Annotated in this window: 9 protein-coding genes; 6 read left to right on the top strand and 3 right to left on the bottom strand. The window is 72.7% G+C overall.

Translation table 11 applies throughout. The annotated features are described in order from the left end of the window. Positions 1-52: 52 nt before the first annotated feature. Positions 53-607: a tellurite resistance TerB family protein gene (locus ACFV9D_RS37115; RefSeq protein ID WP_385156871.1), complete on the bottom strand. Its 555-nt coding sequence runs from the start codon at positions 605-607 to the stop codon at positions 53-55. A 208-nt stretch (positions 608-815) separates the two neighbouring features. Between ACFV9D_RS37115 and ACFV9D_RS37110 the strand changes: the two genes are divergently transcribed. Then, positions 816-1880, top strand: coding sequence for a cytochrome P450 (locus tag ACFV9D_RS37110; protein ID WP_385156868.1), 1065 nt, complete (start codon positions 816-818; stop codon positions 1878-1880). Here the strand turns inward: ACFV9D_RS37110 and treY are convergent. Next, positions 1837-4209 (bottom strand): malto-oligosyltrehalose synthase, encoded by a 2373-nt coding sequence (gene treY / locus ACFV9D_RS37105; protein WP_385156865.1) that lies wholly within the window; start codon positions 4207-4209, stop codon positions 1837-1839. The two genes, ACFV9D_RS37110 and treY, sit on opposite strands and share 44 nt — an antisense overlap. Before the next feature lie 90 nt (positions 4210-4299). Here treY and ACFV9D_RS37100 point away from each other — a divergent pair, with 90 nt between their 5' ends. Then, on the top strand, positions 4300-5580 hold the full coding sequence (locus tag ACFV9D_RS37100; RefSeq protein WP_385156877.1) for an MFS transporter: 1281 nt from the start codon (positions 4300-4302) through the stop codon (positions 5578-5580). Here the strand turns inward: ACFV9D_RS37100 and glgX are convergent. Further along, positions 5564-7684 (bottom strand): glycogen debranching protein GlgX, encoded by a 2121-nt coding sequence (gene glgX, locus ACFV9D_RS37095; RefSeq protein ID WP_385156862.1) that lies wholly within the window; start codon positions 7682-7684, stop codon positions 5564-5566. The genes ACFV9D_RS37100 and glgX overlap by 17 nt on opposite strands. Before the next feature lie 137 nt (positions 7685-7821). Here glgX and ACFV9D_RS37090 point away from each other — a divergent pair, with 137 nt between their 5' ends. The 4 genes from ACFV9D_RS37090 (at position 7822) to ACFV9D_RS37075 (ending at position 12166) form a co-directional block, all read left to right on the top strand. Further along, entirely contained in the window at positions 7822-8652 is an 831-nt protein-coding gene (locus ACFV9D_RS37090) for a Tat pathway signal sequence domain protein (RefSeq protein WP_385156859.1), read from the top strand. Positions 8653-8686: 34 nt separating this feature from the next. Next, entirely contained in the window at positions 8687-9988 is a 1302-nt protein-coding gene (locus ACFV9D_RS37085; protein ID WP_385156856.1) for a copper amine oxidase, read from the top strand. Positions 9989-10105: 117 nt separating this feature from the next. After that, positions 10106-11356 carry an SAV2148 family HEPN domain-containing protein gene (locus tag ACFV9D_RS37080; protein ID WP_385156854.1) on the top strand — a complete coding sequence of 417 codons (1251 nt, stop codon included), beginning with the start codon at positions 10106-10108 and terminating at the stop codon, positions 11354-11356. 87 nt (positions 11357-11443) lie between these two features. Next, positions 11444-12166 carry a 3'-5' exonuclease gene (locus ACFV9D_RS37075; protein WP_385156851.1) on the top strand — a complete coding sequence of 241 codons (723 nt, stop codon included), beginning with the start codon at positions 11444-11446 and terminating at the stop codon, positions 12164-12166. Positions 12167-12200: the final 34 nt, after the last annotated feature.

Here is a 12200-nt window from a genome sequence, read left to right as displayed (position 1 = left end):
CAGGGACGGCGCGAGCCGTCCCGCCCGCCTTCCTTTGAACGGGCTCAGCGGATCAGAGGCCGAACTCCTGAGGGGACACGCCGAGCGCCGCGCACGCCTCCCGCAGGACCTGCTCCTCGGCCGGGGCGATGTATCCGTCGGCGCCGGCGACGACGAAGCCGGTCTGTACGACCGCCTTGGCCTCCGTCGGCTTCTTCGCCGCCTTGGCGATCTCCTGCATGGCCTCGGCCTTGCCCTGCTGGAAGTTGAACATCAACTGGTCGACGTGCTTGTTGAACCGCTGCCGCAGCTGCTCGGGCGGGAAGTTCTTCAGGACGTCGTTCGACAGGATCAGCGACTCCACATGCTGTCGCTCGGCCGGGTCGACCGACCCGTCGGCGGCCGCGACCAGAGCGCACATGGCCATGCTGGCGTCCCGGTAGGCACCGCTCTTGAGCTCGGTCTTGAGGGAGCCGAGCTGGGACTTGAGCATGCCCACGAGCTGGGCCTTCGATCCCCCGCCGGATCCCGGACCCGGCCGCGGTCCCTGGCCGCCGGAGCTCCGTACCCCCTGCGACTGCTGCTGAAGCCCCTTGGCCTGGTCCTTGATCCGGTCCCACATCGCCATCCGTGCCACCTCGGCTAGCCGTTCGCTCGTCCACGCGAGTTCCGCGCGTCCCTCTGTGAACGGCTGCCCGCCCCTCGGAGTTCCATGGCCGGCTCCGTCCGGCCGCCAAGGGACCGGTTTCACCCGTTCGGCGGTACGCGGGCTGCGTGGGGCCCCCACCGGTGGTGGGGTGGGGAGACGCACTCACGGTGGACCGACAGGGGACGCGATGAGCGACGAGTCGAACTCGGGCATACGACGGGACGGCTGGGCGGCCGTGCCACCCATGCAGCCCGCGTCCTCCCCGCGCGTGTGGGTGGACGGCGCCGGCGCCGCGCGCGTCCGGGCGGACGGTCCCCCCTCCGCCGAGCGGTCGCCGAGCCGGACCGTCGCGCCCAGCCCCCTCGACCCCGGCGCCGCCCGGAACCCGTACCCCGTCCACCGGGTCCTGCGCGAGGAGTTCCCGCTCACGTACGACCCGCTGCTGCGCGCCTGGGTGCTCAGCCGGTACGCCGACGTCGCCACCGCCCTCACCGACGCCCGCTTCACCCACGGCCACCGGCCCGGCGACCCGCCCTGCGCGCAGACGCACGTCGACGTCGACGAGGACGAGCTCCGGAGCGTCACCGCCCGCACCGCCTTCGTCCTGGCCCGCCGTATCGCCGACCGGCCCCAGGCCGACCTGGTCGCGGACTTCTGCCACTGGCTGCCCGCCGGCACCGTCGCCGCCGCCGTCGGCGTGCCCTACCGGGACATGATGCGCCTGGTCCGCGGCCGGGCCGCGTCCGCGCTCGCCGGCCAGTGCACGGGCCAGATCGCGGTACGGGAGAAGGGCCTCGCCTCCTTCCTCGCCAACGTGCTCGCCGACCCCGAGCAGGCGGCGGCCCTGCGCGACGCGCCCTCCGGGGAGATCGCCCGCGCCTGGACCGAGTCGCTGCGCCGGGACCCACCCGTGCAGATCGCCGTCCGGCGCACCGGCGCCGAGGTCCGCGTCAGCGGCGGCACGATCCCGGCCGGGGAGCCCGTCGCCCTGCTGATCGGGGCCGCGGGCCGCGACCCGGAACGGTTCCGCGAACCCGACCGCTACGACCCGCGGCGCGACGACGGCGGCCAGCTCACCTACGGCAGCGGTGCCTGCCCGGCCGTCCTCCTCGCGGCGCTCGAGGCCGAGTACGCCGTGCGGGCACTGTTCCACGCCATGCCCCGGCTACGGCTCGCCGACGGCTTCCACCCCGAACGAACCGGCCTGATCACCCGCGCCCCACGGAGCCTCCGCGTCCGCCCCGGCGGCTGAGCAGTGCCAACGGGCGTGCGTCGAAGAGTTCGGCGAGTTTCACGGCTCCGCCGGTGAACTCCCGTGCTCCGTCGAGGAGATCGAACCACCGGCCCGGCGGCAGCGTCAGCTCCGTGTTCTGCCAGCCGCCCGCCTCCGCGAGGCGCAGCGGCAGGCGCGTGACGGCCGTGACCACCTCGGCCGCCGCGTCTTCGCCGCGTGCGAAGGCCAGGCAGTGCGCCGCCGCGGCGCCGGACGCCGGCAGCGGGAGGTACGAGCCAGCCGCCCCGAAGAGCTCCGGGTACTGCCGTCGCAGCCGCAGCGCCGCCCGCACCACCGCCGTCTTGTCGTCGTCCGGCCCGACCGCGAACGGCTGCCGGTTGTCCGGGTCGACGAGCGCCCGGTACTCCCGCTCCGTCCCCTGGTAGAGCTCCGGCACGCCCGGCATCGTCAGCTGGACGAGCGCCGCGCCCAGCATCTGCGCCCGGATGTGCGGCTCCAGGGCGAACGCCGCCTCCGATGCCGCCCGCAGCGGAATCCGGCCCGGCCCGGACGCCACGAAGTCGGTCACGGCCCGCTCGTACACCGGATCGGGCTCGGTCCAGCTGGTGTGCAGCCCCGCCTCCCGTACGGACTTCAGCACCGCGGGACCGAGCCGGTCCGGATCCGGCGTTCCGAAGCCGAACGCGGTCTGCCACGCCGTCCACGCCAGATGCGGATCGGGCGCCGGTACCCCGGCCACCTCCTCCAGCAACGCCGCCCAGACTGCCGGACATTGGGAGAGCACCGCGATCCCCGCCCGGACGTCCGCGCTGCGTTTGGTGTCGTGCGTGGACAGCACCGTCCCGGTGGCCGGCCAGTCCCGGGCCAGCCGCAGGCAGTACGCGTGGAATTCCTCGGGCGCGACGGCCGGACGGCCGGGGTCGCCGCCCACCTCGTTCGCCGACAGAAGCGGTGTGTAGCGGTAGAAGGCGGTGTCCTCCACGGACTTGGCGCGCAGCGCGGACGACGTCTGCGCGAACCTCGCCCGGAACGCTTGATGTTCGGGACCGTCGCCGAGCAGCCCCAGCGCCAGGTCCCGTACGGTGTCGACGGCCGTGGCCTCCTCCGGCACGGCGAAGGCCGCCTTCGCCCCACGGGCCGCGTCCGGGGTGAGGACCGCCTCTCCGCCGGTCCGGTAGGTGCGGTAGACGGGGACGCGGACCAGCAGTTCGCGGATCGCGGTCCGCAGCGCCCAGGGCGCGTGATCGCGCAGCTCCGGGTCGGCGGCGCAGATCCGCCCGGCGATCCGGGTCAGCGCGGTGGTCTCCGCCACGAGCTCGTGCGTCATCACCTTGTACGCGGCGCGGCGGGCCGTCGCCTCCCAGGTGCCGCCCCGGTCGCCGGCCCGCCCGGCGAACTCCCGGTACACGTCGAGGAGTTCGTCGGCGCCCGCAGCGTCCACGAAGACGCCGTCCACGTACCGCAGGGCGTCGTAGCCGGTGGTCCCCGCCACGGGCCAGGTCGGCGGCAGCGGCTCCGTACCGGTGAGGATCTTCTCCACCACCGTCCAGCACCGGCCGCCCGTCGCCTCGTGCAGCCGCTCCAGATAGCCCTCCGGATCGGCGAGCCCGTCGGGGTGGTCGATCCGCAGCCCCTCGATCACCCCGTCCCGTACCAGTTCCACGATCTTGTCGTGGGTCGCGCCGAACACCTCGGGGTCCTCGACCCGCACCCCGATCAGCTCCGAAATGGTGAAGAAGCGGCGGTAGTTGAGCTCGGTGCGGGCCAGGCGCCACCAGGCGAGGCGGTACCACTGGGCGTCGAGCAGCTCGGGCAGGGGCAGGCCCTCGGTGCCCGCGCGGAGCGGGAACGTCCGGCCGTCCAGGTGCAGCGCGCCGCCGGAGACCCGCATCCGCTCCCGTACCTCCGGCAGCCGCGCCGGAAGGACGGGCAGCAGGACCCGGCCGTCGCCCGCCTCCCAGTCGATATCGAACCAGCGGGCGTACGGCGAGTCCGGGCCCTCGCGGAGCACGGCGCGCAGCGCCTGGTTGTGCACGGGGGAGGCCGCCATGTGGTTGGGCACCAGGTCCACGACCAGGCCGAGACCGTGCGTCCGGGCGGTCGCCGCGAGCGACCGCAGCCCCGCCTCACCGCCCAGCTCCTCCCGGACCGCGCGGTGGTCGGTCACGTCGTAGCCGTGCGTGGAGCCGGGCACCGCCTCCAGGACGGGGGAGAGGTGGAGGTGGGACACCCCGAGGCCGGCGAGATACGGGACCGCCCGCTCTGCGGCGGAGAACGGGAACTCCGGCTGGAGTTGGAGCCGATAGGTGGCGGTGGGGACCGTCGGGGCGGTGGGCGAGGGCGTCATGCGAACGTACGTACCCGGCGGGGAGGCTTCTGTGTCATCGCCTCATGCGCCCGTTCGTGTGCATCGCGTTACGTTCGGGCGATGCTCCGCATGTATCGCGACACCCTGTCACTGCTCGGACCGGTGCTCCCGGCCGTGTCCTTCCTGGGGCGGTTGCCCACCGCCATGTGCCAGCTCGGCAGCCTGCTCCTGGTCGCCGAGACGAGCGGATCCCTGACGACGGCGGGTCTCGCGGGCGGGGCGCTCGCGGCGGGGCAGACCGTCGCCGGGCCGGTCATCGGCCGGCTCGCCGACCGGCGCGGGCAGCGCGGGGTGGTCCTCGCCGCGTCCCTCGCCAACGCGGTGGCCGTCGCCGCGCTCGTCCTCGCGGCGCTCGCGCACGCGGCGACCGGGTGGCTGATGGTCCTCGGCGCGCTCGCCGGAGCGAGCGTCCCGCAGGTCGGGCCGCTCGCCAGGACCCGCTCGGTCGCCCTGGCGCGGCGCTCCGGCGCCCACGGCCGGCTGGTGGGGACGGTGCTCTCGTTCGAAGGCACCCTCGACGAGGTCTCGTTCGTCCTCGGCCCGGCCCTCGTCGGCCTCGCCGCCGCGATCGCCCATCCGGCCGCGGCCCTGCTGCTGGCCGCCGTCCTCCTGGCCACCTGTGGCACGGCGTTCGCGCTGCACCCGTCGGCCGGGGTGGCCGAGGGCGGTGCGAGGGCCGCCACCACCCGTACGGCCGCGGCCGAACGAGGTCGGCTGCCGAGGTCCGCGTACGCCCTGCGGGTCACGATGGTGCTCCAGGGCGCGATGTTCGGTGCCTCGCAGGCCGGGATCACCGCGCTCACCGAGAGGCTCGGGGCGCCGGCCCAGGCCGGGCTCGTCTACGCCGCGATGGGTGTGATGAGCGCCGCGGTCGGGCTGTCGATGGCCGCCGTGCCCGCGCGGATCGGCCTGCCGACGCGCTGGCGGGCCGCCACCGCCGCGCTCGTGGTCCTCTCCGTCCCGCTCGTCCTCGTGGACTCGCTCGTGGCCCTGTACGCGGTCGTCGTCGTCCTGGGCGCCGCGTACGCGCCCCACCTGATCACCGTCTTCGGCCTCACCGAGCGGACCGTCCCGGCGTCCCGGCTCGCCGAGTCCATGGCCTTCCTGACCAGCGGCATCGTCGGGGGCCAGGCGCTGGCCCTGGCCCTCTCGGGCCGCCTCGCGGACACCCACGGGGCGCCGGCCGCGTTCGCGGTGGCGGTCGCTGCGGCGGTCCTGTGCGCGGCCCTCTCCTGGTCGGTCCGCACGAGGACGCCACAGCCCGCCCCCCTTGAGCCGGTGCCCACCCCCCACCCCCACAACGGGGGTGGGGGAGGTAGGGGCGGGCGCGCCGCTACGCCGGGCGCTTGAGGACCGTCAGGCTCAACGGGGCCAGGGGTACGCGTTCGCCCGCCGCCACCTTCGGGCCCTCCTGGGGTGGGATGCCCTCCGGGTGGGACGTGTCCACCACCACCCGCCAGCTTTCGCCGTGGTTGATCGGGACCTCGAACTCCAGCTCCTGCGACGAGGCGTTGAACATCAGCAGGAACGAGTCGTCGGCGATCCGCTCCCCCTGCGTCCCCGGCTCCGAGATCGCGTTGCCGTTCAGGAAGACCGACAGCGCCTGGGCGTGCGCCGCCTGCCAGTCCCGCGCGGTCATCTCCTCGCCCTCCGGGGTGAACCAGGCGATGTCCGTGAGCTCGTCGTGCGTGCCCTCCACCGGCCGCCCGTGGAAGAAGCGGCGGCGACGGAAGACCGGATGGTCCCGCCGCAGCCGCACCATCGCCCGGGTGAACTCGAGGAGTGTGCCGTCCGCGTCGCTGCCCGGCTCCGGCCAGCGCACCCACGACACCTCGTTGTCCTGGCAGTACGCGTTGTTGTTGCCGCCCTGCGTCCGGCCGAACTCGTCACCGTGACTGAGCATCGGCACGCCCTGCGACAGCATCAGCGTGGCGAGGAAGTTCCGCATCTGCCGGTTGCGCAGCTCGTTGATGCCGATGTCGTCCGTCTCGCCCTCGGCGCCGCAGTTCCACGACCGGTTGTAGCCCTCGCCGTCCCGGTTGCCCTCCCCGTTCGCCTCGTTGTGCTTCTGGTTGTACGAGACGAGGTCGCGCAGTGTGAACCCGTCGTGGCAGGTGACGAAGTTGACCGAGGCGAGCGGCCGCCGCCCGTCGTCCTGGTAGAGATCGGACGAGCCGGTCAGCCGCGACGCGAACTCCGCCAGCGTCCGCGGCTCCCCCCGCCACAAGTCCCGTACGCAGTCCCGGTACTTGCCGTTCCACTCGGTCCACAGCGGCGGGAAGTTGCCCACCTGGTAGCCGCCCTCGCCCACGTCCCACGGCTCGGCGATCAGCTTCACCTGGCTGACCACCGGGTCCTGCTGCACCAGGTCGAAGAACGACGACAGCCGGTCCACCTCGTGGAACTGTCGGGCCAGCGTCGCCGCCAGATCGAAGCGGAAGCCGTCGACGTGCATCTCGGTCACCCAGTACCGCAGGCTGTCCATGATCAGCTGCAGCACGTGCGGGGACCGCATGAGCAGCGAGTTCCCGGTGCCGGTCGTGTCCGTGTAGTACCGGCGGTCGTTCGACAGCCGGTAGTACGAGGGGTTGTCCAGGCCCCGGAAGGAGAGCGTCGGGCCGAGGTGGTTGCCCTCCGCCGTGTGGTTGTAGACCACGTCGAGGATGACCTCGATCCCCGCCTGGTGCAGGGCCCGCACCGCCGACTTGAACTCCAGGACCTGCTGGCCCCGATCGCCCCAGGAGGCGTACGCGTTGTGCGGGGCGAAGAAGCCGATGGTGTTGTAGCCCCAGTAGTTGGAGAGGCCCGCGTCCACCAGCCGGTGGTCGTTGACGAACTGGTGCACCGGCATCAACTCCAGTGCCGTGACGCCCAGTTCCTTCAGATGCCCGATCACGGCCGGGTGGGCGAGCCCCGCGTACGTCCCGCGCAGCTCCTCCGGGAGTTCCGGGTGGAGCATCGTCAGACCCTTCACATGGGCCTCGTAGATCACCGTCCGGTGGTAGTCGGTGCGCGGGCGCCGGTCGTCGCCCCAGTCGAAGTAGGGATTGACCACGACCGAGCTCATCGTGTGCGGCGCCGAGTCCAGGTCGTTGCGCGAGTCCGGCCGCCCGAAGTGGTAGCCGTACACCGCCTCGCCCCACTCGACCGAGCCCGAGACCGCACGGGCGTACGGGTCGAGGAGCAGCTTCGCCGAGTTGCAGCGCTGCCCCCGCTCCGGCGCGTACGGTCCGTGGACCCGGAAGCCGTACCGCTGTCCCGGCATCACTCCCGGCAGATAGGCGTGCCGGACGAAGGCGTCCGTCTCGCGCAGCTCCACCGCCGTCTCCGAGCCGTCGTCATGGAGCAGACACAGCTCGATTCTGTGCGCGGCCTCCGAGAAGACCGCGAAATTCGTTCCGGCGCCGTCATAGGTGGCGCCCAGGGGATACGCCTGTCCCGGCCAGACCTGCATAGATACGACTCTTCCATTCTGATCCGGGTGTTGGGGTGTACTCCGGCCAGATCCTGCCCGAAAAGGGGGCAACCTCCTAGGACTTCGGCCCGTCCTACCGGGTGACCAGTGCTCAAGGGGGAGACAGAGGGGGAAGTGTGTACGAAATAGTGCGCCGCCATCTGGGGAAAGTGGTGGCGGGCGCGGCCATGGCGGTGACGGGGACCGCCGTCATGGTCGGGATCACCCTGCCGGGGACCGCGGGTGCCGACGACACGCGCGGGACCGGCGTCGCCGGCAGCCGGGACGCCGGATCCGTACCGGCACAGGGGGCGGACGGCGCCGCAGGGACGGCGCCGGAGCCCGCGACCCTGGCCACCGCACCGCCCGAGGGGGCGAAGGGAGTGGGCACCGACCCGCTCACCGACGACGAGCTGAAGCGGGCCGAGGCCCTGGCGCTGACCCCGCCGGCCGCCGCCGCCCAGCGCGACGTCGAAGGGGGACGGGGTCCCCAGCACCTGGCCACCGAGCTGGCCGATCCGCTGCCCGAGGAGATCGACGAACCCGGCGCGCCGCGCCGCGCCGAAGTCCGCTTCTACGACTACGGGCGCGACGAGCTGATCACCCGGACCGTCAACCTGGAGACCGGGAAGGTCGAGCACTCCGGCGCGCAGCGCGGGGTGCAGCCCTCGGCCCACCCCGAGGAGCTGCGGGAGGCCCTGGAACTGATCCTCGCGAGCCCGCTCGGCAGCGGGGTCCGGGAGGACTACGAGGACGCCACCGGCAAGGCGCTGACCTCGGCCGACCAGCTCTGGTTCAACGGGGACGTCTACCGCACCTACCGCGAGGCGAAGGTGCCCGCGCAGCTCGCGAAGTGCGGCGAGCACCGGTGCGTCCGCCTTGTCACCAAGATCCGCAACGGCTCGTGGATCGACACCCGCAACCTGATCGTCGACCTCAGCGCCAGGACCGTCACGCGCGCCGGCTGACCACCGACGCGTCTACGAGGGAGTTTCGCATCTCATGCCCCACACGTTCCTTCCGCGCGCCCGCACACAGGGCGCCGTCCTCGCCGCCGCCGCGCTGCTCGGCACCGCCGCGGCGGCCGCCGGCCCGGTGAGCACCGCCACCGCGGCCCCCGCACCGCCCCGGCCCGACTGCTCGGCCGCCTACCGGGTCGAGCAGACGCTCGACGGCGGCACCACCTGGCGCATGTGCTGGCGCTACGACACCGACTCCGGGCTCGTCCTGGACAAGGTCACCTACCAGCCCAAGAGCGCGAGCGCCCCGATCCGCGTGCTCAACAGCGCCAAGCTCGCGCAGATACACGTCCCCTACGACGACGGCAACGCCGAGTACGACGACCTGACCGGCGCCGGCTTCGGCTGGGGACTGCAGAACCTGAAGCCGGCCGAATGCCCCGGCGGCACCATCACCACCGTGAAGGTGCCCGAGCAGGGCAACGTCAACGGCCTGTGCACCACGACCAGAGCGCGCGGCCACGCGTACCGGATGGCCAACGACGAGGGCACGAAGGTCTGGCAGGCCCAGGGCAAGGACCTGCTCGTCTACACCGTCAACAAGGTCGCCTGGTACGAGTACATCACCGAGTGGCGGTTCTCCTCCGACGGCACGATCGCCGCCAACGTCGGCGCCACCGGCAGCCTGTCGCCGGGCGACTACAACGCGACCGACGGCCGCGGCTGGCCCCTCGGCCACGGCGCCCGCTCCTACGCCACCAGCCACGCCCACAACGTCTTCTGGCGGCTCGACTTCGGCCTCGACGGCAGCGTCAAGGACCGGATCGAGCAGTACGACTCCAAGGTCACCGCCCCGGCGGCAGGAGGCGGCGGCCCGACCGTGAAGACCACCCGCACCCCGGTGACCAAGGAGCTCGCGGGCGACGCGAAGAACATGCGTTGGTGGCGGGTGGTGAGCGCCAACGGCAAGAACAAGGACGGCCACGCCCGCTCGTACGAGATCGTGCCCGGCCCCTCCAACACCCACGCCGGCCGCGGCTTCACGAAGCACGACATCTACTTCACCCAGACCCGCGCCTGCGAGCAGTTCGCCAGCAACAACATTCTCAACTGTGGCCGGAACGCGCCGGACAGCGTGGACAAGTGGGTCAACGGCGAGACGTTGACCGACCCCGCCGTCTGGGTCAACATCGGGTTCCACCACATCGCCCGGGACGAGGACCAGCAGCCGATGCCGGTGCACTGGCAGGGCTTCCAGCTCGCACCCAGGGACGTTACCGCTATGAATCCGCTCACTCCGGCCGATCTCGCCGGGCAGAACGGCGCTCCCAATCAGGGGAGTTGAGCAAGCAGCCTGGCGATCCTGCTGCACCGCCTCCCGCTCGCGGAGTACCCTTCCTTGATCGTTGACAGACGGTCGGAAAGTCGGATCGGGCGTCCAGGAGCAGAAGGCGGTGCGCGGGTGAGCTCGGGAGGTCTGGAGCTGCCCCCAGGTGACGCGGGTCACGAGGGGGGCTCGCCCGACCCCGTGGAAGTCCCGCCCGGAGCGGTCTCCGTCGCCAGGCCGATGGAGATCGGGGCGGAGCTCGACTGGGGTGCCGATGCCTGGAGCGAGGTGCGCACCCGCGCCCAGCGGGCGGGCAGGGCCTACATCTGGCTGAATCTCGTCGAGCAGCGGCTGCGGGCCGTGGTGGCCGCCGTGCTGCGGCCGGTGTACGAGCCGGTGCACGGCGACGACTGGGTGGTGGCCGCGGCCGGCCCGGCCGGACAGGAGTGGGTGCAGCGCGCCGTCGCCGTCCGCGAGGTCTCGCGGCGCAAGGGGTATCTCCTCGACCCGGCCGACGACAACGTGCTCAGCTTCCTCACGCTCCCGCAGCTGCGGGAGCTGATGGTGCAGCACTGGCCGTGCTTCGAGCCGTACTTCGACGACCGGCGGGAGGTCGAGCTCGCCCTGGACGAGCTGGAGGTGACGCGCAACGTCGTCTCCCGCAACCGGGCCCTCTCGCTCACCGTGCTCGCGCAGTCGGAGCGGGCCTCCGCCCGGCTCCTGGAGATCCTGGGCAGCGGGGCGGGGGTGCCGTCCGCGGACCGGCTGCCGGTCGACGCGGTCGAGGACCTGGTCGGCGACCGCTACGCGGACGTGGTCTCCGTCCACCCGGACCGGGTGCGGCTGCAGCGGCAGCTGCCGGCCGAGGACCTGTTCGGCGGGGCCCGCCGCCTCGACGCCACGGGCATAGGCCTGAATCTGCTGGTGCAGAACTTCTCCGGGCGGCGGCTCGTGCGCCTTGCCGAGTCGGGCTGCCGGATACGGCTGCTGTTCCTGAACCCGGCGAGCAGCGCCGTCAAGCGCCGCGAGCGCGAACTGGGGCTGAAGAAGGGCGAGCTGAGTCGCTCGGTGGAGATGAACATCCTCCATATGCGGCGGGTGCGCTCCAGGCTGCGCGACCCGGGCGCCTTCCAGATCCATGTCTTCGACGAGACGCCGCGCTTCACCGCGTACCTGGTGGACGGGGACGGGCCGGACGGTGTCGGCGTCGTCCAGTCGTATCTGCGCAAGGCGCGGGGGATGGAGGCGCCGGTCCTGGTGCTCCGCGGGGGCGGCCGGAACGTGGTGCGGTCCGGGCAGCAGCCCCGCGACGGCGATTACGGACTTTTCGCGACATACCGGGAGGAGTTCGAGTCGGTCTGGCTCGACTCCCGTCCCGTTTCATGAGCTTTGTCCGCACCCGTCGAGGTGCGTTGTCAGTGGCGCGTGCGAGGGTGTTCAGCACCACGGGGGAGATCACCTAAGGAGGACCCGATGGCTTGGCACGGGGAAGAGCTGGTCGGATTCGACCTGGAGACGACCGGCACCGAACCGCTGGAGGCGCGGATCGTGACGGCCTCGATCGTCGGCGTCCACGGCGGACGCGTCGCGCGGCAGCAGGACTGGCTCGCCGACCCGGGGATCCGGATCCCCGCGCAGGCGTCCGCGATCCACGGCATCAGCAGCGAACGGGCGGCCGCCGAGGGCCGGCCGGTGCGCGAGGTCGCCGACGAGATCGCCGAGACCCTGACGGGGTACTGGGCGCGGGGCGTCCCGGTCGTGGCGTACAACGCCTCCTTCGACCTGACGCTGCTCTCCGCCGAGCTGAGGCGCCATGGACTTCCCTCGCTGAGCTCACGCCTTGGCGGCGCGCCCATAGGCCCGGTCGTCGACCCGTACACCATCGACCGGGCCGTCGACCGCTACCGCCGAGGGAAACGGACCCTGGAGGCGGTCTGCGCGGAGTACGGCGTCGTCCTGGAGGCGGCCCACCAGGCGGCGGCCGACGCGCTGGCCGCCGTGCGGGTGGCGGTCGCGATAGCCGAACGGCACGCCTCGGTGGCCGCGCTGACCCCGGCGGAGCTGCATGAGCGTCAGATCGGCTGGTACCGCGCCTGGGCGGAGGACTTCCAGGACTTCCTGCGCCGCAAGGGCAGCCCGGAGGCGATCGTCGACCCGTCCTGGCCGCTGCGCGAGCCGGCCACGGTCGCCGGCTGAGACCCGCCCGCCGGCTGCCACCGCGCACCGCGCA

The organism is Streptomyces sp. NPDC059875, from assembly GCF_042731085.1.
Classification (GTDB): Bacteria; Actinomycetota; Actinomycetes; order Streptomycetales; family Streptomycetaceae; genus Streptomyces.
The sequence above is the reverse complement of the archived record's forward strand: the minus strand, read 5'-3'. Positions and strand labels throughout refer to the sequence as shown.

Coding starts and splice junctions, on each gene's coding strand:
- ACFV9D_RS37075 (WP_385156851.1), top strand. CDS start 11,444: ATGGCTTGGCACGGGGAAGAGCTGGTCGGATTCGACCTGGAGACGACC.
- glgX (WP_385156862.1), bottom strand. CDS start 7,684: ATGCAGGTCTGGCCGGGACAGGCGTATCCCCTGGGCGCCACCTATGAC.
- ACFV9D_RS37085 (WP_385156856.1), top strand. CDS start 8,687: ATGCCCCACACGTTCCTTCCGCGCGCCCGCACACAGGGCGCCGTCCTC.
- ACFV9D_RS37100 (WP_385156877.1), top strand. CDS start 4,300: ATGTATCGCGACACCCTGTCACTGCTCGGACCGGTGCTCCCGGCCGTG.
- ACFV9D_RS37115 (WP_385156871.1), bottom strand. CDS start 607: ATGGCGATGTGGGACCGGATCAAGGACCAGGCCAAGGGGCTTCAGCAG.
- treY (WP_385156865.1), bottom strand. CDS start 4,209: ATGACGCCCTCGCCCACCGCCCCGACGGTCCCCACCGCCACCTATCGG.
- ACFV9D_RS37110 (WP_385156868.1), top strand. CDS start 816: ATGAGCGACGAGTCGAACTCGGGCATACGACGGGACGGCTGGGCGGCC.